The sequence below is a fragment of the Hyphomicrobium zavarzinii ATCC 27496 genome (assembly GCF_000383415.1).
Lineage (GTDB): Bacteria > Pseudomonadota > Alphaproteobacteria > Rhizobiales > Hyphomicrobiaceae > Hyphomicrobium_C > Hyphomicrobium_C zavarzinii.
Map to the genome: position 1 here is coordinate 427,452 of NZ_KB911255.1, position 20,817 is coordinate 448,268.

The window sequence follows — 20,817 nt, forward strand, 5'->3', positions numbered from 1 at the left end:
TTCGGGCTCCGTGTGGAGCCGAAGGGATCGCAGCCACGTTCTTGAGGCCGGCGTGCCGGGCCCGAGAGCCCGGGCCTCGTCCGGTCTAGTTGGAGAAGTCGAAGAGAGCCCCGATGTTGAGTGCGGGGATCAGGAGGTTTCCGACTTTGTAGAGACCCGCCATGAAGCGGGAACGTGCAGGATCGAAGTGGGCAGGAATCTGCACCTTCATCGAGGCGTCGAGCGTCAGCACGTCGCCGACCTCGTCCACGATGAGAGCGAAGTTCTCGCCTTTGTGCTCGATGCCGATCGCAAGCGAGTTCTGCACCTCGTCGACGGGGATGCCGAGGCGGCGGCGCAGGCTTACGGCGGTTACGATCTTTCCGCGCAGGTTTACCAAGCCGACGATGTCGATCGGGCCAAGCGGGATCGGGGTCACGCTGGTGATGCGGAAGATGGTCTGCGTGTGGAGGACAGACAGGCCAAATGCTTCCCCGCCAGCGAATACGGTGAAGTAGCTCTCCTCACCTGCGGTCGGAACGTCGGAGACGGTCTGAAGGGCGACAGCGGCGCTCATGCTGCAATCTCCATGCTCGTGGCCTTGGCATCGGCGGCTGCATCGAGAGCGTAGGCGAGCGTCTCGAGCAGGGCATGGCGGTCATGCTTGCTCAGAAGCGCGAGCATGCCGTTCTCGGTGGCGATGCGCGAGGTGCGGTTCGTGGGTGTCCGGCTGACACCGATGATGGGCGTGCGGGCCGGATCCTTGCGCTCCTTGAGTGCGCGGAGGAACCCGGGCGCCGACAAGGCCGGTGCATCGGCATCAAGGATGATGGCGTCGAAGGAGGCGAACTGGTTGACCAGCTCGCTGATGTCGGCCGGGATGGACGTCGCGACAAGGTTGTAGCTTGCGGCCGAGAGAGCCGGGCAAAGCATGTCGCGGACGAGTTGGTCGTCGGCTGCGAACAGCACCCGCTGAGGCACGGGGTTGGTCCTGCCGGGCGAGTCGGCCATGCGGATGAAGTGCGAGACGTCGATGAGCTCGACGGCTTCGCCGCGGATCTCGGCAGAGCCCACCAGCTCGGAGTTGGCAGAGGCGAGCTGGATCTCGAGCTTGTCCTCGAGGATGTCCACGATCTCGTCGGCCATGAGTCCGATGGAGCGGTTCTCCGTTGCGACCACCAGCACCGGATACGACGGACGCGACATGTCGATATGCGACGAGATCGGCACGATCGGCATCAGGCGGCCCTGGAGCAGCACCATAAGGCGGCCGTCCGAGCTTTCGATGCGGTTGGTCTCGACCATCTCGATGCGCGAGACGAGCGAAAGGGGCAGAACCTTCGGCGCGCCGGGGCCGGCGCGGAACATGACGAGACGGCGGCGCTCCTGGGCGTTCTGGTCGCGGGCCTGCTCGCGCTTCTTCTCGGTCGACTTCTCGATGCCAAGGTTGGCGCCAATGCCGGCGGGATCCAGGATGAGAACGACCGAGCCGTCACCGAGGATGGTGTGGCCGCTGAAGACCTTGAGGTGAGCCAGCGAGGCGCTGAGCGGCTTGACGACGATCTCCTGGATGTCGGCAACGCCGTCGACGATGATGCAGAAAGAGTCCGTGCCCACGCGCATGACGACGGCGAGCTTCTCGCTCTCCTCGTTCGCGTCATTGTTGCCGAGGCCGACGACTTCGCGCAGCTCGACGGCGGGAATTACTTCCTCGCGCAGCTTCAGCACCAGAGCGTTCTGCACGTTCTGGATCAAATCCTTGTAGTTCTTGCCCAGGCTCACCGCCTCGACGACGGACGTCTGGGGCAGGGCGAAGCGCTGGCCGGCGACCTCGATGATGAGGGCAGGCGCGATCGCGAGCGTGAGCGGAATGCGGAGTGAGAAGCGGCTGCCCTTGCCTTCGTTCGAGGAGAGGGTGACGGAGCCGCCGATCGCCTCGATGTTCGAGCGCACGACGTCCATGCCGACGCCGCGGCCGGACACGTTCGACACGACCTGCGCCGTGGAGAATCCGGGCTCGAAAATGAAGCGATAGATCTCCTCGTTGCTCATGGCGTGGAGCTCCTGCTCCGTCGCCATGCCCTGGGAGAGAATCTTCTTCTTGATGCGCTCGGTGTCGAGGCCCTTGCCGTCGTCGGCGATGTCGATGGTGATCTGGCCGGCTTCGTGAGCGGCAGAGACGCGAATTTCTCCGCGCTCGGGCTTGCCCTTCGCGAGACGCTCTTCAGGGCGCTCGATGCCGTGGTCGGCGCAGTTGCGGATGAGGTGGGTCAGCGGATCGCGAATGACCTCGATGAGCTGACGATCGAGCTCGGTATCGGCGCCTTCCGTAACGAGATCGATGCTCTTGCCAAGGCTGGTCGAAAGCTCGCGGACGAGGCGCGGCAGGTTCGCGTAAAGACGGCCGACCGGCTGCATGCGGGCGCGCATCACGGCGTCCTGCAGGTCGCTGGTCAGCGTCGAAAGGTGCTGAAGCGGTGTCTTGATCGCGTCGTCCTCACGGTGACGCGCGAGCTCGAGGAGCTGGTTGCGGCTGAGGACAAGCTCGGAGACGAGCTGCATCATGCGCTCGATGGTGTCCACCGAGACGCGAATGGATTCCTGGTTTGCCGTGGAGCCGCCTTGCGAGCGGCCTTCCTTCGACTGGGACGCAGCGGCTTCCGCCTTCGGAGCCTCGGCGCGTGCTGCGGGTGCTTCGACCTTGGGCTCGGCCGGCTTGACCTGCTCGACAGCGGCGGCTACGGGGGCAGCTTCCACAACGGGAGCTGCGGGTTCGGGCGATGCTGCCGGCGCGGCGGCCTTGTTGGAGCTTGCCTCCGCTGCTGCGGCGGCCGTTGCGGCCTCGGAGCCGGCGGCATAGTAGGCTTCGAGCGCATCGATGATGGCGCTGTCGTCGCCCGGGGGCTCGGAGCCGTGGGCTCCGATTTCCTCAATGATTGTCTTGATGCGATCGATTGCAGCAAGAATGATGGTGACGGAGTGCTGCGTCGGCGGAACGCCGTCGCGCAGCATGCCCATCACCGATTCCGCTGCGTGGCCCACGCGCTCAAGGCGTTCGAGGCCCAGGAAGCTCGATGTGCCCTTGATGGTGTGAACAAGGCGGAAAATGCTGGTGATCAGAGACGCATCGGAGGGATTGCGCTCGAAATGCACGAGCTGGGTTTCCGCTCCTTCGATGTGCTCGGTCGTCTCTGTCAGAAAGTCCCGCAGTAACTCGTCCATTGGAAGTCCCCCTTGGCGTCTGGCGCGCTTACTCGGTTACGCCACACACGGGATGAGCCGGTCGGCCATGCCCTGAGGAGACTCGGCCGCGTTTTCCCTTCCGTTGTTCACGAGATCGGAGGCGCGGTTGAGTGCGCTCCGGATTGCGCAAGATGCATTCTCGCAGAAGTCGGAAACGCGCGAAGGATCGAGTTCCCCATCGGGGCTGCGATGAGCGCGAATAACGTCGATGCTCGCCATCGCCATGGCGTTGATACCGTCGATGATGCTTTCGAAGTCGCGCCGGAAGGCTTCGTCCAGGCCTTCGTAGATTTCGAGGGCGCGTGCGCTGCCGGGCAGCAGGGACTTCGCGAAATACTCGCGGTAGGTCACCGGGCGCCACTCGAGCAGCTCATCGAGCATTTCGGGCAGGAGCGTCGGAAGGTTCTCGATCAGAAGGAGAACCTCGTTGAAGTGATTGAGGTAGTCGTTTGCGATTCCCGACGCGGGATTAACAAGACACGCAGCACGTTGTTCCAATGAGTCGACGCTTCCGGCTTCTTGTGATCCGGTTTCGATTTCAGTCATTCCCATTTGCTGCCGCCCGCGCTGAAGTTTCGTCATATGAACGACGATACTCCACGGCCTTGCCTAAGAATCGGTTACGAGCGGCGTTGTTTAGGACGCAATCTGATCAGCTTCTTTAGGTGAAAGCGCAAAAAAAGCGGCGTGCACCGCGGGAGAACCGCTCTGGCCACGGGGCGGCAGACTTAACGAAGCGTAAATTTCAGAGCGTCGTTCACGCGCCCCGCGGGCAGATGACGCAGTGCGACTGTCTCGCGTCAGCGCGCGGGAGAGCTCGAGATCAGATCCGCAACCAGCTCCTTCTGCCGGTCGATCGGCTGCTCGACGACGAGAGCGAACTGGCTCTTGGATTGCGCGAGGCGGCACCAGAAGAGGCGCTCGTCCTGACATTCGAGGGCGATCAGGCTCTTGGTGTCGGCGTCGAGGCGCAGGATCTGGCCGGGCTCGAGCGCCGTAATCTCAGCGAGCGTCATTTCCGGACCCTCGAGCACGCCCTTCAGAAGCATGGTTGAAGACGCAAGTCCGTCCTGCATCTTCTTCTGCCACTCGGGATCGACGCTGGTGCCGTCCAGCGCGCGAGACCGTTCGAGCAGCTTGCGGATCGGATAGAGCGCCGATTGCGGAATGATCATGAACATGCGCCCGCCGTTATCCAGGATCTGAAAGAGGATCTGGACGGCGATGACGGGCACGTCGGTCTGGCCGAGGATCTGGAAGTCGAGCTTGGTTTCGAGCTTCTCGAGATCGAGATTGACGGGCGTGATCGGGTTGAGGAGGTCCTCCAGCTCGGGAACGACGATGCTGAAGACGCTGCGGGCGAGGCGCGCTTCGAGCGAGGTGAAGGGCCGATCGGCTTCGAAAGGCGGCATGCTGCCGTCACCGCCGAAAGCTGCGTCGATCAGCGAGAAAATGAAGCGGCGGTCGAGGCCGATGACGATCTTGCTGTCCCACTGGCGGCAGTAGTAGATGCCGGCGATGCTGTCCTCGTAGGATTCGAGAACGTCCCAGGAATTTCCGCTTTCGACCTGGTTGACGAAAAACGACGAGGGAACGTTGCAGTAGTCGCGGAAGCGCTCGGCGAGCGTGGTCACCAGGCGTTCGAGCACGCCTTTGAGCACATGCAGGCGCTCGACTTCGAGCTTGGGCGGCTCCAGCAGCTTGTCCGTGCCGGGCTGGCCGCCGGAGTGGCGGATCTCTGCGTATTCCTCCCGCATCATTCCTCCTCCGAATTCCCGATCTCAATGATACCTTTTTCGATCATCTCCATCGCCGCGTCGGCGATGGCGCGCCGTGCCTTCTGAACTTCCTTGGCACTGGCCTTCTTGCCCGTGGCGAGCTCCTGCTCGATCATGCGGCGGGCGCGCGCGGGGGTAGCTTCGAGGATCAGCTCCGCCATCTTCGGATCGGCGCCGAAAAGCGCCGTGATGGTGCGATCCGCCGGAACGCCGTCGAACAGCGTGACGAGGGCCGGCTGCGAGAGACGCATCAGATCGTCGAAGGTGAAGAGCAGGCCGCGCACGACCTCGGCTTCCTTCGGGCGATGCTGATCGAGATCGGTCAGGATCTCGTCCATCTGCTTGCGATCCATCTTGTTGATGATGTCGGCAAGACGGGCGTGGATGGTGGGGCCGGTGTTCTTCGCGCTCTTGTAGAGCAGTTCTTCCTTCACGGCGCCCTCCAGCAGCATGATCGGCCGTTCGAGCACGATCTTGAGCGCAAGCATCCGTCGCATGATCTCGTTGCGCAGCGGGGTGGGCAGCATCTTGAGGGCCGCAGCCGCGTAGGCAGGAGGCGTGCGTGACAGGACGAGCGCGGATACCTGGGGATGCTCCTTCGAGAGATACTGCGCTGTCGAAAGCTCCGGCACCTCGCCGAGCTTGATCCAGATCGATTGCAGCGATTTCGAGCGCACCTGAGACATGATCTCGGCGATCTGCTCCGGGGGCACGACACCGGCGAGGAGCTGCTCGACCTCGTTGGCGGTCGCGACGAGATCGCCGCCCGTGCGCAGGCTCATCGCGAATTCTTCGATGAGGGCGTCGAGCGTCTGCTTCGAGACCGCGCCGAGATCGGTCGCGGTCTGGGCGATGAGTTTGATGTCGTCTTCGTCGAAGTGCTTCAGAAGGCGCGAGGCGACCTTCTTGTCCATGGAAAGGAGAAGCGCGGCCACCTTCTTGGGGCCGGTCAGCTCGACGTTCTCGACGTCGTCGCCACCTCTGCTGGATCTTCTCTCGGCCTGCACCGGGCTCATCAACCGCTCAAGGGGCCACTGCTGCGGAGCGCGATCGGTTTTTCATCGACCCGCGCTCCAAGTCTTCCGTGAGACCGGTGCATCGCGCTCCGGAGAGGTCCGAAGCGAGCACGGCCTAGGCACCGTTCCTCCACGGGCCGCGTCCGGCCCGCTCCATCGCGGCTTGTAGATCACACAACGCGATCGAGACGTTCTTCGTGCTGGACGGAAGCCTAGCCAAAAGACTTGCTCGATTTGCCTTGAGCGAAGCTTGTGGGGGAGGGTGTGCTACAACTCGAAACGCGTGTTCTGAACGGAGCTGTGGCCCGGTTTCCCGGGCCACGTCAGATCAGCCAAAGCGCTGCCACGTCACGGTGACTTTGGTTCCGACCGGCACGCGCGGGTAAAGGTCCAGCACGTCCTCGTTGTACATGCGAATGCATCCCTTGGAGACGGCGGTGCCGATGGTCCAGGGCGCGTCGGTGCCGTGGATGCGGTAGGCGGATGCACCGAGATAGAGTGCGCGTACACCCAGCGGGTTCTGCGGATGGCCGCCCGGCACCCAGCGAGGCAGGCGCGGGTTCTCGCGCAGCATGGTGGGCGTCGGCGTCCAGCTCGGGTTCACCGCCTTGTTCGAGACACTCGTCACGCCCGACCAGCGGCTCTGCTCACGCGGTACGGCGATCGGGTAGCTGATGGCTTCGCCCCGCTTGTGGATCCAATAGAGCTTCCTGTCGCCGAAGGAGACGATGATCTGGCGCGGCTCATACTTCGAACTGAAGCCAACGACCGAGCGCGATCCGCCATCCCAGAGGAACGAGAACAGGTCCTGGGCGGATGCCCGCGTGGGCGTGAACGAGGATACGGCCAAGGCCATCAAGGCCAGCAAGGCGAAACGCGGTGTCGAGGGCAGGCGCGAACCTCGACCTCTGGAACGCTCGATCGTCATGCGAAAGGTCTCCCCCTTCGGTGTTGCGATGGACCCTCAAATTGCCGTGGCGGGCACGGTTTCCCGTCCGGTGTCCGGCGCGATGTCAGATAGGGTGCCTGGGAGGCGTTGCGGGCGCAAGCCCGTGCTACCCCGTAATCGGCATCACTTCCTGCCGAATGTGTTGCAAATATGCATCGTTGTGAAGCCGTCTATCGCGTCGGCGGAGCCGGGCGGATGTTCGAGTGCTGGTGGGTCAGAGAAGGCGTGGCTGGCGTGGCTCGCGACAGTCACCCGCGTGCTGTCTCAGCCAGTGCTCGATCACCGCGATGACGTGGTCGACTTCGGCGGCACCGAGCGGATGGCCTTGGCCGATGCCGTGCCATTTTTCGAGGCATCCCCGGCAACAGGTGGCCGTTGCGTGCTGGGCGATGAAGACGGGATGGCTTTTAAACGGTGTCTGCTTGCCGTCGTTCTCGGGAAAGGCGGCGGCGAGGCGCTTTCGGATGAAGCCGCGGGCTTGCTCCAGGATGCCTTCGAGGCCATGGGTTTCGAGATAGGCCCGTTCTTCAGCGCGAAGTTTGAACCTCTGTCGAAACGGCGACTTCGACAGACGCGCCAGAATATCCTCGATGTCCTGCATGGGACGCGATCCGACAAGGTGTAAGAGGGAGATTAAGCGCTCTCGGCCGCCTCTCCAAGTCTGCAGCTTCAAGTGGCGGCGGATTGGCACCATTCGCGCCAGCACTGACGGTAGAGCCTTTCCATCGCGCGGGTGAGCCCTTCGACATCGCCGAGCGCCGATCGTTCGCAGCGGGCTCGCAATCCGGCTCTCACTGCGGCGAGACCTTCGAGATCGCGCGCTGCGCGGGCCGCCTTGTCCACGTAGTCCTGGTCGTCGCGTGCGATCCAGCCGTGGAGATCCAGTGCTCCGAGCAGACTCGCTCCGAGGCGTCCGACCGGCGGACGATCGGTGAGCGTCAGCACCGGCACGCCCATCCACAAGGCTTCGAGCGAGGTCGTCCCGGCGTTATGCGGAAAGGGATCGAGCGCGATGTCGATCTCGTTGTAGGCGGCGAGCACGGCGGCATGGATGGGCGTATCACGGAGATCCAAGCGCGCGGCGGGGATGCCGTGCGCGAGAAAACGCCGGCGCACATCCTCCTGCGTTCCGGGGGAACCGAAAGGCTTGTTGTCGAGACGCAGGCGGCTGCCGGGGCAGGCGCGCAGGATGTCCGACCACACGCGCACGACGCGATCGTTGAGGCGGATGGGGCGGCCGAAATATCCGAATGTGACGTGGCCGTTTCGCAAGGCGGGAAGCGGTCCCACGGGAGGCATCGTCGGGGGAGGCTCGTAGGCGACGAACGGGCGATCCAGGTGGCGGGGCCGCTCGCTGATGAAGGCCTCGGAGCCGGCCGGCAACAGGTCTTTGTCGGCGATCAGGCCATCCATCGTCAAGAGCCCCGTCGTGGTGCCGGTTCCGATCACGTAGGAAAGCTGCACGGGCGCGGGTTTGCGCGCAAACACCAGTTGGCGGTTGCCGGGCGAATGTCCGGCGAGATCCACCAGCACGTCGATCCGGTCCTGCTCGATCTGCGCGGCGACACGCTCGTCGGGCAGGCCCGTGATCTGCACCCAGTTCGAGATTCCCTGGAATTTGCGGCTGGTCTCGTCGACGTGACGCACATCCGCGTAGCAGTAGATGTCGACGGCGTTTCGATCATGCCGGGTCATCAGCGGGAGCATGAACACGGCGACCACATGATTGCAGAGATCCGGCGAGACGTAGCCCACCCGCAGACGGCGCTCGGGCTCCGGTGTGTTGGCATGGCGCGCGAGCGGCCGCGCGACGGGCTTCGCGTAGGCGGTATCATAGGCGGCCGAGGCGGCGCGAAGCGCGGGAGCGCTCATTTCGGGATCGTAAGTGAGGCAGATCAGCAGGCTCGAGTGCAGCTCCGGATCGGGCTGACGCGCGAGGGCCGCGCCGTACACCTGTTTGGCATCGGCAAAGCGGGCAAGATTGGCGAGCGTGCTGCCGAGGTTTCTCACCGCACCGACGTTGTAGCCGATGTCCAGCGCTTTCCTGAACGATTGAGCGGCGGCGATCAGATCGCCTTGCCGAAACTGAGCGTTGCCAAGGGTGACATAAACCTGAAGCGAGGTGGCGCCGTTGGCGATTGCGCGCCGTGCCATGGTCTCAGCGGCCGTGTAGTTGCCCAGATCGACGAGCACGTTCGCGTAGTTCGCGGCCGCATCCACAAAACTGGAATCGATCGCAAGCGCGCTCTCGTAGGCGTTCGCGGCCTCGGTGAGCTTGGCGGTGGCGCGATAGGCGGCGCCGAGGTTGTTCCAGGCAGATGCGGTGGGGTTGAGCGTAATGGCCCGCTGCAGGGCCTCGACGGCGCCGTCGTAATCGCGGCGTTGATAGTGCACGATGCCGAGGGTGAAGTGGGCGAGATCCTGGATGCGCCCTTGCGCGAGGAGGCTTTGCGCAAGCCTCTCCGCTTCGTCGTAGCGCGCGCCGACCAGGAGCGAGGAGAGCTGGACCGCTTCGTTGTCCGTCATGAGGAGGGCCGGGCTTCCTTTGCCGCAAGAAGACGAGACGGCGAGAATCAACCCGCCATCTCATCCTCTTAGTAGAGCACGAACTCCGCGATTGGAATCAAGCCGTCGCGGAGTGTGCTCCGGGCGCCTGGCTGCTCAGGCGTCTCGCGTTCGCGGCAGAGCCCGCTTTGCGAGCGTCGCTGCGTGATTACTCGGCAGGCTTTTCCTCGCTCGCAGGCGCGGCGTCGGGAGCCGGGGTGTCGGTGGAGGTCGTCGCCGAGCTGTCCGCCGGAGCTTCGGCGGCGGGCTGTGCATCATCGGCGAAGGCCGGAGCGCCATAGAGAGCCGCCGTCATGAGCGCGGCGAGTGCAACCGTTAGGACAGTCAGTTTTCTCATAGTCTGTCTCCTGTTCTAGGGTGTCGCCGACTATGTCGCAGCGGGTTTACCCTGGTCTGGAGGCGACCTTACAAATCCCGTAATGTGGATTGCCGTGAGATGATGCGCGGCTCGCTGCGTTACGGTCTTTGTGGAAACGTGATCGAGACCTTGAGGCCCGGGGCGTTGTCGATCAGGTCGATGCTGGCGCCGTGCAGGTCCGCGATGGCGCGCACGAGGCTGAGGCCGAGACCATGGCCGGGGCTCGAGCGCTCGCGTTCCAGCCGGTAGAAGCGCCGGAAGACCTTCTCATGCTCATCGGACGGGATGCCGGGGCCATTGTCGGCCACCGTAAGGTTGGGTTTGCGCGGATTTCCGGAGAGCGCCAACTCGATGGTGGTTCCCGAGGGGCAGTGCTGGATCACATTCTCGATAAGGTTGGCGACGAGCTGGAGAAGAAGCTCGTGGTCTCCGCGAATGGTGAGCGCTGCGGCTTGCTGGGCGTTCCATGCGAGGTTGAAGCCGCTGTCCTCAATGACTGGCGCGTAAGCCTCCGTCGCGTCGTCGAGCACCTTACGCAGGTCAATGTCGACGAAGCGCGCGCGCCGGTCGCCTGCTTCGAGCTGGCCGATGTTCAGAAGCGCTTCGAAGGTGGAGACGATGCTGTCCACCTCCTCGATGGCGCCATCGAGGATGGGCTTGATTTCGGAGTTGGCGGGCTCGGCATCGTAAGCGCTCTCGAGCTGCTGGCGCAGCCGCGTCATGGGGCGCTTGAGATCGTGGGCGATGTCGGTCGAGGATTGGTTGGCGCTTTGCACCAGGCGTTCGAGCTGGGTCAGCATCGCGTTGATGCGCTGGCCCACTTCGTCGAGATCGTGCTGGGACAGCTTGATGGGAACGCGCCGATCGAGCTCGCCGGCGGAGACGGCCGAAAGCGTGTTGGCGATGTCGTCAATGCGCCTTTGCGCGCCGCGCGCGAGGTAGATGCCCGATCCGACGCCCAGGATGACGGTGGCGAGCAGGCCCCAGCCCAGGCTGCGCATCAGGATCAGCCGTGCCTGCTGCACCTCGCGGTCGCTGCGGCCGATCAGCAGCATGCCTTTCGAGACCGGGGTCCAGAGAGCGAAGAAGCGATCGCGGCCGGTTCCGTTCCCGGCGATGTCGGGCAGGTGGGAGCGTTCCAGCACCCGCCAACCTTCGAACGGGCGTTCGGTGCGGATGTTGCCGGCGACAATGGCGCCATTGGAGTCCTGGACGGCAAAGATGCTGTCGGCGTCGCGGACGGATTCCGCCTCGTCGACGACGACGCTCACCAATTCGTCGAAGCCGTAACGCCGGTCGATGGCCAGGAGCGCGTCTCGCGTGTGCACGACGCGCGCCCGCACGCTGTCCTCGAGGCCGGCTGCGAGGTGCACGATCAGAACCGCGAACAACGCCGTGACGCTGACCGTGATGATGAGGGTGAACGCGACGGCAGAGCGGACCTGCGTGCGCCGGAACAGATCACGGACTGTCATTGATGGAATAGCCGCTGCCGCGAACGGTGTGGATCAAGGGCTTGGCGAAGGGCCGGTCGATCTTGGCGCGCAGGCGCGAGATGTGCGTTTCCACGACGCTCGTGCGCGGGTCGAAATGGAAGCCCCAGACGCGCTCGAGCAGCATGGTGCGTGTGACGACACGGCCTTTGTTGCGCATGAGCGTTTCCAGGAGCACGAACTCCTTGGGCTGCAAGTCGATGCGCTCTTGGCCCCGTTTCACGACGCGGCTACCGACGTCGAGCTCGAGGTCACCGGCTCTGAGGATGTCTCCCTCCGACCGCATGGGCGCACGCCGTCCGAGGGCGTTGACGCGGGCGAGCAGCTCCGCGAAGGCGAACGGCTTCACGAGATAGTCGTCGCCACCGACGTCGAGACCTTGCACGCGATCGTTCACCCCGCCAAGGGAGGTGAGGAACAGGATCGACACGTGGCTGCCGGCAGTTCGCAACGTGCGGGCCAGCGAGAGGCCGTCGAGGCCCGGCAACATGCGGTCGAGGATCACGATGTCGTAGTTCTCGCGAATCGCGAGCGCGAGGCCGTCCTTGCCGTCGGATACGACGTCGATGGTATGCCCCGCCTGGATGAGCCCCTTCGAAACGTAGCGCGCCGTCTCCTTGTCATCCTCTACGAGAAGCAGACGCATGCCGGAACTCCCTGGGTCGCGACGTGGTCCTGCCATCCCTGTGGCGCGCATGTCCATCGCCTCTTCTTTCCGCGTCTATAGCACCAATCCGGCGGTGCCAAGACCGCATCTGGCCCGGGGTAGCCGCGCGTGCACGACCGGCTTTCCCGGGGTTGGGGGCCGTCCCAAGTATCTGACGGACCCAAGGTTTTCCGCGTCGCCGTGATGGGGGACCAGCGCCATCGAAGTTACGGTATATGAAAAGAGCCCGAACACCTTTTGGGGCGTTCGGGCTCTGACACCCAGCAAGGTTGGGTGCCTATTCCGGGCAGCACTCGAGGGGGGACCAATTTGTTCAGGAGCTGGCTGTGGGCAACACGAGGAAGCCCACACTCAGTGACCGCCCGACCCTGATCCTAGGGGGCCATTCTTACCCCCGTATGTCCCATACTTTACAATTCCCGTAAGCTCACCATTCCGTCTGAGTGCCGTCTTGGTCGTCCGCTAGATTGCCTCCGGTTTTGCTCAAGGGGAGCTTTGCGGTCGGGATATGTGTGGCCTCGATCGCCCCGGCGGGCGACATCATTCTCTCGGTATTTTCAAACATCACAGATGGGGAACAGGGATGAAGTCTCAGGGCGTTGTCCGCGTGCTCAAGCTTGCCGCGGTGGGGTTGGTGGCTGCGGTCAGCTTCGCGAGCGCGAGCGTTGCGCGCGAGTGCAAAACGGAGCCGATCGTGGCTGAAGGCGAGCCGGCCCTCTCGAAGAACCTCGGCGCGTATCAGAACTCGCTCTTTGCGTGGCGCCGCGCGGTGGCCGAGAAGGTGGGGCCCGAGTTCAACTCGTGGCGCTATGCAGACGCGCGTAGCGTGGATTGCAACGAGGTGAAGACCCCGAAGGGGCAGCGCTGGGTGTGCAAGCGCAAGGCGATCCCCTGCAAGGATACGCTCTCAACCGTGCTTTCCGGTGAAAAGCTCGAAAAGTTCACCTGTAAGGGCGAGGCAGTCTCCTCCTATGGACGGCGGGAGAAGACGGAGGCGGAAGCCATCAACCAGGCCAAGTGGGCCTGGCGTCTCGATGTCCGCAAGAAGTACGACGAGAGCTGGGCGAAGTGGGATGTCGCCAAGGATGCCGATCACGACTGCCGCAAGATCGGCACGAAGTATCAGTGCATCGGCGTCGCGACACCCTGCAAAGAGAAATAGTCTCAGCCAACACAAGAGGTCCCGCCCGGCAACGGGTGGGACCTTTTCGAGCGCTTAAGCTCTTCGAGGCCGATCACGCCGCGGGAGGCGCGGCGGCCAGATCTCCCTCTGACGGCGTAGAGACGGTCTCCGCGTTCTCCGCGAAGCGCGAGATCACGAAGCCGATCAAGGCCAGCAGCAGAATGAGCGGCAGATTGCGGCCGACGCCCCTAACGATGCTCGGCAGTGCTGCCGGCGCCGCAGAGGCAAGGAACGCTTTCACCTCTGGTGTCAGCAGATCGGAGGCATCGGGTCCGGTGCTCTCGGCCGTGCCTTCGGAGGCGGTCGAGGGTTCCGCAGGCTGGCTCTCAGCCGGGCGTGCACCCGTGTTTATGACGGCCATCGTCACAAGCCCGATCAGGGCGAAGAGCGCCGCCATGATGGCGTAGGCCGTGACGGAGCCGTAGATCTCGACAAGCTTCACGGTGAGGGCGGCGGTGGCGAAGCCGCCTGCAATGACCAGGGGGATGGCGATAGCCGCGCGCCCCACATACTTTGCGACGACCGAGTCGATTGTGGATTCGGCGCGCCTGAAGAGGCCTTGGAACATATCGCGCATCTCCCCGGATTGCTTTCGACGTTATCTTCGTGCGCTTAAGATTTCCAAAGCGCGCCGATGATGAAGCCGAGGCCGGCGGCAACGGCCAGCGTGGTGAGCGGCTGCTCCTTCACCGACTTGTCGACAGCGGTCTTGAAGTTCTCGGCGACGACCTGCACTTGCTCGGTGGCCTGACGGCCTTGGTCGGCGACGTTCTGCACCACGCGCTCGATCTGCTCGCCGGTCTTCTCGGCCAGGTTCGCGGCCTTGTCGGCGAGATCGTCGGCGGCATTGCGGCCGTAATCGCTCGTGGCGCGCGTGCTCGTGCTCGAGGTTGATTGTGCCATGGGGTGGAGCTCCTTGTGTATGTGGGACGGCCTTTGCGGCCTGCGCGTTCAACGCAGATCCCCGTCACTTGGTTTCATGACTTGGTTTCATGCGGGCAGCTCGGGTGCGTCCTTAGGGAAGAGATGGCGGAACGTGACGGTGGTGGTCATCAGAATGGGCACCGCGACGAAAGCGCCGATCGGTCCCCACATCCAAGTCCAGAAGCCAATGGCGAGAAACACGGCGAAGGGGTTCATGGTCATGCGTTTGCCCATGAGCGTGGGCGTGATGAAATGGCCTTCGACGGTGGTCATGGCGATGTAGATGAGAGGTGCGACTAACGCTTCGGAAATGCTGGGGAAAGTGAACAGCCCTATGAGGAACAGCACGGCCACCATGATCACGGGGCCGATGTAGGGGATGTAGTTGAGGACCGCAGCCAGCACGCCCCAGAGCAACGGGTTCGGGAGGCCGGCAGCATAGGCAAGGATCGTGGTGGCGAGACCTAGGCAGGCGTTCACGATGGTGAACGTGCCGAAATAGACGGTGGTGTTGCGCTCGATGTCAGACAGGATCTTGAGTGCCGTCAGGCGCGCATCGCGGTTCGGCAGGATCAGGACGGAACGTGCTTTGATCTGCTTCTGATAGATCATGTAGAAGATGAGGGCGCCGATGAAGAGGATGCCTTGCGTGACCGCAGGCGTGAGGATGCTCACGATGCCGCCGACGATGTTGGTGCTCTCCTCCACATGAAGGCCGGTGCCCGCCTGGCCGGTGGCCTGACCGATGGCGCCAAGGATCTCTTTCAGGAACTCCAGCGGCTGCGCCATGGACTGAAGCTTTTCCTTGATGAGCGCGCCGAGCTCGGTCGCGCGGCCGAGCCAATAGGTGAGCGGCAGCGACAAGAGGGCCACGATGGTGAGCACGACCGCCACCATGGCAAGCGCCACGATCAGGACGGATGCGCTCCGCGGGAGCCCGCGTTTCTCCATCCAGGCGACGACGGGGAGCAGGATGTTGGCGACGACCCACGCGAGGATGACGGGAACGACCACCTCCTTCATGAGGTAGAGGGCCGCGAGGGTGGCCAGCGCGAACAGGCCCGTCACCGACACGTTCGCAACCAAGGCCCATGTCTCCTCGGTCGTGCGCTCGGCCCGCGCGTCCTCTTCGGCTCGCGCGCGTTCGCGTGTCTCGGATGGTACCTCTGCGATCATCGCCATGGGGCCGCTCCCGTAGTTTTTTCTGTTTTCTGCCGGTCCGCGCTGATCATGGGGGGCGTCCGGAGCGGGCGGGCTCTCTCTTGAAAGAGCCTGCGATGGCGCGGCCCGCGCCGCTGGCCTGGGACCACACGGATTTCCATGTCCATTTGTCCTTGAGATCGTGAAGGCAACGAAGGAGCTGCGCGCGCATGGCTTCGGGGAGCGCGTCTGCGATGCGTTGCCAGAGCTGCTCGACGTTGTAGGGCGCGCCGGGATCGAGAAGGCTGACCGGTACGGTTTCGTCTGCTGCAAACCCGAGGTCGGCCGAGGCGGCGGACACCGCGTCGCGGATATTGCGCGCCTTCTCGCGATCATCGGAGAGAAGCGCATAGGGCGGGTTCCACTCGCCAAAGGGACGCAGCCGGTCGATGTGGGTGGTGACGAGGATAAGAGGTGGCCGCCTGCGGTTCAGGCGCGCTGCAAAGTGAAGCCGCAAGGTTTCGAGCGCCTTTCGATCGATCTCACGGTCGGCGCGATGGGCGGCAACGACCCACAGAACGAGGTCGCAATCGGCTGCCCGCTCCATCAATTCCTCGAGCATCTTGGGATCGGTTCCGATGCCGGGGCTGTCGATCAGAAATGCGGCGGGAAAACCTTCGCGTTCGAGCACATAGGCGGTAAACGCCGAGGTGGCGGGCAGCGTGTCCGTCGCGGCCTTGACCTCGGTGGCGAGGGCGTTGACCAGGCTCGACTTGCCCACTCCCGTCTGGCCAGCAACCAGAATGCGAAGCGGCTCGGCGCGGATCTGGCTCATGGCGGCTTGATCGGCGGCGGTTTCGTCGGAGACGTGGGCGGCGAGCGCTGCCGATGTCACGCGCAGGCGCCCGCCGTAGAGATCGATCGCGGCGCGTCCGATCTCTGCGACGTAGATCTCCATGAGGCGGCGCGTAACCGCGTCCCGCCCCCATTGCATCATGGCCTTGGAAAGCTGCTCGCGCGCCTCCTGGACGGCGGCTGTGGCTGGATTTGCGAGCCTGATCACGCGCCACACATCGTAGACGCGCTCAGCCGTCTCGAGGAGGCCGCGCCGTCTGTAAAGCGCGCGAACCTGGGCGATCGTGAGCCGGTCGCCGAATGGAACGCTTTCCAGCATGAAGACGCGGAGCTTTCGGCTGACACGCTCGATGATGGCGAGCGCTTCCGGTGTCGTGAATTGCCAGAGTGGATCGCTGCGGCCGGGATGAAGGCGTTTCGCCACGGTCTCGATGGCATCCTGTCCGAGCTTGAGAAGGCCGCCGGTGGTGGTGATCCGGGCCGGGTCGGTGCGGCTGGCGAGCGCCTGAACGTCCATCCAGGCTTGCTCCTCGAGCGGGGACCAGCCGGGATCGGGCCGTGTCGCCGCCTCCTCCGCGGCTGCAGTTGCGGGGGTTTCCTCTGCGATTTCCGGTGCCTTCGGAAGCAAGCGGCGCTGGGCCAGATAAACAGCCAGGACAGCGGCCAGCGCGAAGCCGGTCCAGTAGAGCAGATAGCCGTTCTGCCAGAGCCAGATGCTGCCGAGCGGAATGAGCGACAGGGCCGGGATCAGAAGGCCGAACGCGATGAGAATGAGAGAGGCCGTTCGGCGCGCGCTGCGGTTGCCGGAGGGGGTGCTCATGGCTGTGCCCCGCGATCCCGGTCCGCAAGCCGACGCTCCTTCGCCATACGGAAGGCGTCGCGCAGGGCCTGCTGGTAGATGGCGGCAACGCTCTTCGTGTCGGTGTTGCCGAGGCGGCGGCCATGGAGGTAGGCGACGGCGGCTTTGCCGAGTGCGTAAGTGACGGCAAAGCTCGCGGCTGCCGAGGCGGCCGCGCCCGCGGTTTGGCCATAGACCGGCAGGAATTTCGCGAGCTGGCGGACGCCGATTCCCGTTGCGACGCGTGCGAGCGTGCCCGCTCCCAAGGCTGCGGTCAGCTCCGCGTAGGCGCGCCGATCCCACGCGATACCATAGAGGCCGCCGAGCTGGCTCAGCATACGCGCCTGGATGGTGGAGGCGGCAATGGCACCGGCAACCGGGATGGGGACGAGGTCACTTCCGGCGGCGGCCATGGCATGACCCATTACGATTGGATCGGCCGAGCGTGCTTTTGGATCGGCCTCGAAACCGGGCATCGCCGACAACGCAGCGAGCATGCCGGCGGGGGCGACGCCAGCGAGGGCTTCGGTGAGCGCATCGAGCCCGTAGTCGCTGGGCGGGAGCCTGTCGTCGGATCGGGTGAGATCGACGGGGACGAAAAGAAGCGGGCCTTTCCCGGGAAGGTCATCGAAAAGCGTGCGCTGATAGGCGAGGCTGCGCATGAGGTCCGTCGGAATACGCTCGACGGCTTCCCGTGGCGATCCCGCCTCGAAGGGATAGGGGAGGATATGGCCCTCTCCTGGCCGGTAGGCATCGTGAAGGCTCGTCTGTGCAACGACGATCGGCCAGTCCGGATGGCGCGCCCGCACCTTGCGCAGGGTGTCGACCACGGCATCCTGGCTCGGGTCCATGGCCCGCATGGTTGTGAGGATGAGGTGAGCATTGGCCTCGTTGAAGGCCAGATCCTCAGCGGGATCGTAGGCGGATTCGCCGAGCCCGCGGGTGTCGAGGAAGCGCAGGACCGGCGTCTCGGCAGGGAAGGCGTAGATGCGCGAGGTGCGGGTACACGGGCGGAAGCCATCGCCGATCTCGGCATCCGTGCTTTGGGTGATCGCGCGGATCACGGAGGTCTTGCCGCTCTGAACCTTGCCGAGCAGCCATACCACCGGGGCGTTGAGGCGGGCGGTTTCGGCGAGTGTAGACTCAACCGTTGCGCCGGAGGCGGCGCCTGCGTGTGCCTTGGCGCCGTTCACGCTGTCCTTGCCTGACGCGCTTTTCTCCTTCGACGAGCCGGGCAGCACGCCCCTCAGCGCCGCAGCCCATCTTGTCATAGGGATGCCTCTCACCCGAAGAGTTGTCCGAGACTGCCGCTTGGTCCGGCAGGCCGCGCGGTGACCGAATGAACGCCCCAGGACGCGAGAAGTTCCCGGGGCGTGGGGCCGTCAGGCGGTCTTGGGGTGGAGTCTAAGACTTCGATTTTGTCTTCAGGAAGTCGATGATCAGCTTGCGCTGCTCTGCGTCAGCCACGCCCGCAAACGGCTTCATCGTGGTGTTGGATGCGAGCGCGGTGGGGTCGGTGATGAACTTGTCGAGGGTGGCTTCGTCCCAGGTCATGTCGCTGGTGAGGCTACCCGAATAGTTGGCGAAGCCGTGGACTTGGCCCGCCTTCGCGCCGAAGATGTTGTGCAGGCTCGGACCGAGGCGGTTGTCGCCGGGATTGGTCGAATGACAGTTGCGGCAGTGGGTATTGAACGCAACTTGGCCGGCGTCGTCTCCTGCGCTGCCTGCGGCGAAAACCGGGGCGTACCAAGCGAGACCTACAACCAGGGGGAGGAGTGCCTTGTGCATTCTTGGCTCCTTTTTCTTGGTTATTTTCCCTGAACACCGGCGCGGGGGCATCGGTTCCGCCGTTGGCGGAACTTCACAAACCTACCCGGGCTTTCACGCGGCGCGGCGTCGCCTAAGCATTGCTTAGCGAAAGCACATCTGGGATATGTGCTCGGGCGGAGGCGCAAGGGATCAGGCTCTCGATGACGAACACCGTGTTTCACGTGCTCAAAAATCGTGTGCCTGAAGTCGCTGGCGCGGCTCTGATCCTCATATTTGCGATGACCATCTGGCTAGGGACGCGGTACGTCAACCAGGCCCATTGGGTGCGCCATACGCTCGAGGTCGAGACGCGGATTTCCGAGATCTGGTCGCTTTTGCAGGATGCCGAGATTGGGCAGCGCAGCTTCATCCTGACGGGCGATGACGCGTTTCTCACTCCGTTTCTGGAAGCCAAGGCGAAGCTTCCGGACAAGCTCGCGGACCTTCGCGTGCTCGTGGGAGACAACTCGGACCAGGCCAAAGCCGTGGCGTCGGCGCTTCCGCTCATCGGCAAGCGCATCGAGGTCGCCGACCAGACGATCGAGCTACGCAGGAACAATGGGTTCGAGGCGGCGCTCGCGAAAGTGCTCGACCGGCAGGGCCTCGAACTGATGACCGATCTGCGGGAGCGCTTTCGCAGCATGAGGCGCGAGGAGCAGAACCTGCTCGATGCGCGTGAGGACGCGGCCGATCGGACCATCGCCACCTTACTCGTCGCCATTGCGCTCGGACTTTTCGCAACACTCGGCGCGCTTGCGGCCTGGATCGTCAACACACGCAGGAGTGCTGTCGAGATCGCAAACGCAAATCAACTTCTCAAAGCTTCGATTGCGGAGCGAGAGGCGGCGGAGCTTCAGATCCGCCAGATGCAGAAGGTGGAGGCGATCGGCCAGCTGACGGGTGGCATCGCGCACGACTTCAACAACATGCTGGCCGTGATCGTGAGCGGTGTGGGGCTCGCGCAGAAGCGCCTCGCAAAAGGTGAGGCCGGGGCGGAGGCGTTTCTCGCCGGAGCGCTCGACGGAGCGAACCGGGCCGCGACGCTCGTCAAAAGACTGCTTGCGTTCTCACGCCAGCAACCGCTCGCGCCCAAGCCCATCGACGCCAACAAGTTCGTGGCCGGAATCTCCGAGCTCATCTCGCGTGCGATCGGAGAGGCGATCAGCATGGAGACCATCCTGGGCGGGGGCCTATGGCTGACCCATGCCGATCCCGTGCAGCTCGAAAGCTCGCTTCTCAATTTATGTGTCAATGCGCGCGATGCTATGCCCGAGGGCGGCAAGCTCACCGTGGAGACGGCCAACTGCCACCTCGACGATCGCTATTCGCGCCTCCATCCCGGTGTTCCGGCCGGCCAGTACGTGCTGATCGCGGTCACCGATACAGGCACGGGCATGTCGCCGGAGGTTATGGCGAAAGCCTTTGATCCATTCTTCACCACCAAGGAGCAGAGCAAAGGCACCGGGCTTGGGTTGTCGCAGGTCTACGGCTTCGTGAAGCAGACCGGGGGCCATGTGAAGGTCTACTCGGAGATCGGGCAAGGCACGACCATCAAGATCTATCTGCCTCGCTACTATGCCGGCGAGGCCGAGCGGGCCACCGAGGAGACGTCGGGCGAGCGCCAGATCGGAGGCACGGAGACGATCCTGCTCGTGGAAGACGATGCGCGTGTGCTGGAGCTCACTGCGGCCGGCTTGCGCGAGCTCGGCTATACCGTGCTCGAAGCGCGCAATGCGAGTGAGGCGCTGGTCCAGATCGGAAATGGCAAGAGCGTCGATCTTCTTCTGACCGATATCGTCATGCCCGAAATGAATGGCCGGAAGCTCGCCGACCGAGCTCTTGAGTTGCGGCCCGATCTCAAGGTCATGTTCATGACCGGGTTTACGAAGAACGCCGTCGTCCACAATGGCGTTCTGGACGCTGGCGTGCACTTCCTCGCCAAACCGTTCACGCTCGAGGAGCTGTCGAAAAAGATCCGCGAAGCGCTCGAAACCCTGCGAACCTGACGGCGACGACAGGC

At 64.0% G+C, this 20,817-nt stretch carries 19 protein-coding genes; 2 read left to right on the top strand and 17 right to left on the bottom strand.

Annotated features, from left to right (window positions below; all coding sequences use genetic code 11):
• Positions 1-85 precede the first annotated feature (85 nt).
• From F812_RS0102055 to F812_RS0102105, 11 genes are all read right to left on the bottom strand, one after another.
• Positions 86-556: a chemotaxis protein CheW gene (locus F812_RS0102055; RefSeq protein WP_020084293.1), complete on the bottom strand. Its 471-nt coding sequence runs from the start codon at positions 554-556 to the stop codon at positions 86-88.
• Entirely contained in the window at positions 553-3,201 is a 2,649-nt protein-coding gene (locus F812_RS0102060) for a chemotaxis protein CheW (protein ID WP_020084294.1), read from the bottom strand. Before F812_RS0102060 ends, F812_RS0102055 begins: the two co-directional genes overlap by 4 nt.
• A gap of 36 nt (positions 3,202-3,237) precedes the next feature.
• The gene (locus F812_RS0102065; protein WP_026867777.1) at positions 3,238-3,720 is read right to left on the bottom strand and encodes a hypothetical protein; all 483 of its coding nucleotides are present in this window, start codon (positions 3,718-3,720) and stop codon (positions 3,238-3,240) included.
• 302 nt (positions 3,721-4,022) lie between these two features.
• Entirely contained in the window at positions 4,023-4,982 is a 960-nt protein-coding gene (locus tag F812_RS0102070; protein ID WP_020084296.1) for a flagellar motor switch protein FliM, read from the bottom strand.
• Entirely contained in the window at positions 4,979-6,016 is a 1,038-nt protein-coding gene (locus F812_RS0102075; protein ID WP_020084297.1) for a flagellar motor switch protein FliG, read from the bottom strand. The genes F812_RS0102070 and F812_RS0102075 overlap by 4 nt, the downstream gene beginning before the upstream one ends.
• A 328-nt stretch (positions 6,017-6,344) precedes the next feature.
• Positions 6,345-6,872, bottom strand: coding sequence for a L,D-transpeptidase (locus tag F812_RS0102080; RefSeq protein WP_040497847.1), 528 nt, complete (start codon positions 6,870-6,872; stop codon positions 6,345-6,347).
• Positions 6,873-7,179: 307 nt separating this feature from the next.
• Complete coding sequence (locus F812_RS0102085) at positions 7,180-7,659, bottom strand: DUF4186 domain-containing protein (protein WP_342446736.1); 480 nt, start codon at positions 7,657-7,659, stop codon at positions 7,180-7,182.
• A complete protein-coding gene (locus F812_RS22225; protein WP_156827178.1) occupies positions 7,635-9,491 on the bottom strand; it encodes an O-linked N-acetylglucosamine transferase, SPINDLY family protein in 1,857 nt (618 codons plus the stop codon). Before F812_RS22225 ends, F812_RS0102085 begins: the two co-directional genes overlap by 25 nt.
• Positions 9,492-9,678: 187 nt before the next feature.
• Complete coding sequence (locus F812_RS0102095) at positions 9,679-9,867, bottom strand: hypothetical protein (RefSeq protein ID WP_020084301.1); 189 nt, start codon at positions 9,865-9,867, stop codon at positions 9,679-9,681.
• 119 nt (positions 9,868-9,986) lie between these two features.
• Positions 9,987-11,363 carry a HAMP domain-containing sensor histidine kinase gene (locus F812_RS0102100; protein WP_020084302.1) on the bottom strand — a complete coding sequence of 459 codons (1,377 nt, stop codon included), beginning with the start codon at positions 11,361-11,363 and terminating at the stop codon, positions 9,987-9,989.
• Positions 11,350-12,027, bottom strand: coding sequence for a winged helix-turn-helix domain-containing protein (locus F812_RS0102105; RefSeq protein ID WP_020084303.1), 678 nt, complete (start codon positions 12,025-12,027; stop codon positions 11,350-11,352). Before F812_RS0102105 ends, F812_RS0102100 begins: the two co-directional genes overlap by 14 nt.
• Before the next feature lie 604 nt (positions 12,028-12,631).
• Here F812_RS0102105 and F812_RS0102115 point away from each other — a divergent pair.
• Complete coding sequence (locus tag F812_RS0102115) at positions 12,632-13,210, top strand: hypothetical protein (protein WP_020084305.1); 579 nt, start codon at positions 12,632-12,634, stop codon at positions 13,208-13,210.
• A gap of 73 nt (positions 13,211-13,283) precedes the next feature.
• On the opposite strand, the gene F812_RS0102120 is transcribed toward F812_RS0102115, so the two are convergent.
• The 6 genes from F812_RS0102120 to F812_RS0102145 all read right to left on the bottom strand — a co-directional run bounded on the left by F812_RS0102120 (position 13,284) and on the right by F812_RS0102145 (position 18,776).
• On the bottom strand, positions 13,284-13,799 hold the full coding sequence (locus F812_RS0102120; RefSeq protein ID WP_156827179.1) for a hypothetical protein: 516 nt from the start codon (positions 13,797-13,799) through the stop codon (positions 13,284-13,286).
• A 44-nt stretch (positions 13,800-13,843) separates the two neighbouring features.
• Positions 13,844-14,134 carry a DUF883 C-terminal domain-containing protein gene (locus F812_RS0102125; protein WP_020084307.1) on the bottom strand — a complete coding sequence of 97 codons (291 nt, stop codon included), beginning with the start codon at positions 14,132-14,134 and terminating at the stop codon, positions 13,844-13,846.
• 87 nt (positions 14,135-14,221) lie between these two features.
• The gene (locus F812_RS0102130) at positions 14,222-15,337 is read right to left on the bottom strand and encodes an AI-2E family transporter (RefSeq protein WP_020084308.1); all 1,116 of its coding nucleotides are present in this window, start codon (positions 15,335-15,337) and stop codon (positions 14,222-14,224) included.
• Between the two features lie 46 nt (positions 15,338-15,383).
• On the bottom strand, positions 15,384-16,970 hold the full coding sequence (locus F812_RS0102135; protein WP_020084309.1) for a GTPase: 1,587 nt from the start codon (positions 16,968-16,970) through the stop codon (positions 15,384-15,386).
• Positions 16,967-18,259 carry a YcjF family protein gene (locus tag F812_RS0102140; RefSeq protein ID WP_020084310.1) on the bottom strand — a complete coding sequence of 431 codons (1,293 nt, stop codon included), beginning with the start codon at positions 18,257-18,259 and terminating at the stop codon, positions 16,967-16,969. Before F812_RS0102140 ends, F812_RS0102135 begins: the two co-directional genes overlap by 4 nt.
• Positions 18,260-18,392: 133 nt before the next feature.
• Positions 18,393-18,776 carry a c-type cytochrome gene (locus F812_RS0102145; protein ID WP_020084311.1) on the bottom strand — a complete coding sequence of 128 codons (384 nt, stop codon included), beginning with the start codon at positions 18,774-18,776 and terminating at the stop codon, positions 18,393-18,395.
• 182 nt (positions 18,777-18,958) lie between these two features.
• Here F812_RS0102145 and F812_RS0102150 point away from each other — a divergent pair, with 182 nt between their 5' ends.
• Positions 18,959-20,803 (top strand): CHASE3 domain-containing protein, encoded by a 1,845-nt coding sequence (locus F812_RS0102150; RefSeq protein ID WP_020084312.1) that lies wholly within the window; start codon positions 18,959-18,961, stop codon positions 20,801-20,803.
• Positions 20,804-20,817 lie beyond the last annotated feature (14 nt).

Bases quoted from the DNA above. Each gene is read 5' to 3' on its own strand.
- F812_RS0102055 (WP_020084293.1), bottom strand. From the start codon at position 556: ATGAGCGCCGCTGTCGCCCTTCAGACCGTCTCCGACGTTCCGACCGCA.
- F812_RS0102060 (WP_020084294.1), bottom strand. From the start codon at position 3,201: ATGGACGAGTTACTGCGGGACTTTCTGACAGAGACGACCGAGCACATC.
- F812_RS0102070 (WP_020084296.1), bottom strand. From the start codon at position 4,982: ATGATGCGGGAGGAATACGCAGAGATCCGCCACTCCGGCGGCCAGCCC.
- F812_RS0102075 (WP_020084297.1), bottom strand. From the start codon at position 6,016: ATGAGCCCGGTGCAGGCCGAGAGAAGATCCAGCAGAGGTGGCGACGAC.
- F812_RS0102080 (WP_040497847.1), bottom strand. From the start codon at position 6,872: ATGGCCTTGGCCGTATCCTCGTTCACGCCCACGCGGGCATCCGCCCAG.
- F812_RS0102085 (WP_342446736.1), bottom strand. From the start codon at position 7,659: ATGGTGCCAATCCGCCGCCACTTGAAGCTGCAGACTTGGAGAGGCGGC.
- F812_RS22225 (WP_156827178.1), bottom strand. From the start codon at position 9,491: ATGACGGACAACGAAGCGGTCCAGCTCTCCTCGCTCCTGGTCGGCGCG.
- F812_RS0102095 (WP_020084301.1), bottom strand. From the start codon at position 9,867: ATGAGAAAACTGACTGTCCTAACGGTTGCACTCGCCGCGCTCATGACG.
- F812_RS0102100 (WP_020084302.1), bottom strand. From the start codon at position 11,363: ATGACAGTCCGTGATCTGTTCCGGCGCACGCAGGTCCGCTCTGCCGTC.
- F812_RS0102105 (WP_020084303.1), bottom strand. From the start codon at position 12,027: ATGCGTCTGCTTCTCGTAGAGGATGACAAGGAGACGGCGCGCTACGTT.
- F812_RS0102115 (WP_020084305.1), top strand. From the start codon at position 12,632: ATGAAGTCTCAGGGCGTTGTCCGCGTGCTCAAGCTTGCCGCGGTGGGG.
- F812_RS0102120 (WP_156827179.1), bottom strand. From the start codon at position 13,799: ATGTTCCAAGGCCTCTTCAGGCGCGCCGAATCCACAATCGACTCGGTC.
- F812_RS0102125 (WP_020084307.1), bottom strand. From the start codon at position 14,134: ATGGCACAATCAACCTCGAGCACGAGCACGCGCGCCACGAGCGATTAC.
- F812_RS0102130 (WP_020084308.1), bottom strand. From the start codon at position 15,337: ATGGCGATGATCGCAGAGGTACCATCCGAGACACGCGAACGCGCGCGA.
- F812_RS0102135 (WP_020084309.1), bottom strand. From the start codon at position 16,970: ATGAGCACCCCCTCCGGCAACCGCAGCGCGCGCCGAACGGCCTCTCTC.
- F812_RS0102140 (WP_020084310.1), bottom strand. From the start codon at position 18,259: ATGACAAGATGGGCTGCGGCGCTGAGGGGCGTGCTGCCCGGCTCGTCG.
- F812_RS0102145 (WP_020084311.1), bottom strand. From the start codon at position 18,776: ATGCACAAGGCACTCCTCCCCCTGGTTGTAGGTCTCGCTTGGTACGCC.
- F812_RS0102150 (WP_020084312.1), top strand. From the start codon at position 18,959: ATGACGAACACCGTGTTTCACGTGCTCAAAAATCGTGTGCCTGAAGTC.